This is a genomic window from Polaromonas sp. P1_G2, assembly GCF_056405515.1.
Map to the genome: position 1 here is coordinate 1 of NZ_JBFUBY010001428.1, position 405 is coordinate 405.

The 405-nt window shown below is 61.7% G+C and carries 1 protein-coding gene; it reads right to left on the reverse strand.

What is annotated here, in order from left to right; genetic code table 11:
* Positions 1 to 135 precede the first annotated feature (135 nt).
* A partial coding sequence (locus AC1D0P_RS30910; protein WP_477680218.1) for a response regulator transcription factor occupies positions 136 to 405 on the reverse strand: 270 nt, incomplete at its 5' end.

Consider the following 405-nt stretch of genomic DNA (forward strand, 5'->3'; position numbering starts at 1 on the left):
GCGCATGATCTCGACATCAAGCTCGATATATCGACCTTCAATTCCTGGAACATCACCGCGTGAGGTGAAAACAGGCCTGCCGTTCACGTCGCCGGATGCTGCCAGCATCCGGCAATCTCGACGCCAATCCGCCAATCAGGCGTCACGTCGCATTCTTTGCGCGCATTGGGGGCCGGTGATGCGGGTGGCAAAGGCGACAAGCTCGCTCTGGCGGGATATGTCGAGCTTGGCGAAGATTCGTTTGAGGTGGCCACGCACCGTTTCGACGGAAAGCTGCAATTCCGCAGCCGCCATGTCCGGGCTCGCACCCGAGCCAAGAATGGAAGCCACGCGGGCCTCGGCTGCCGTGAGGCCGAACAGCGTGAACACGCGCCAGTCGCATGCCGCAGGCATGCTGTCCGGATC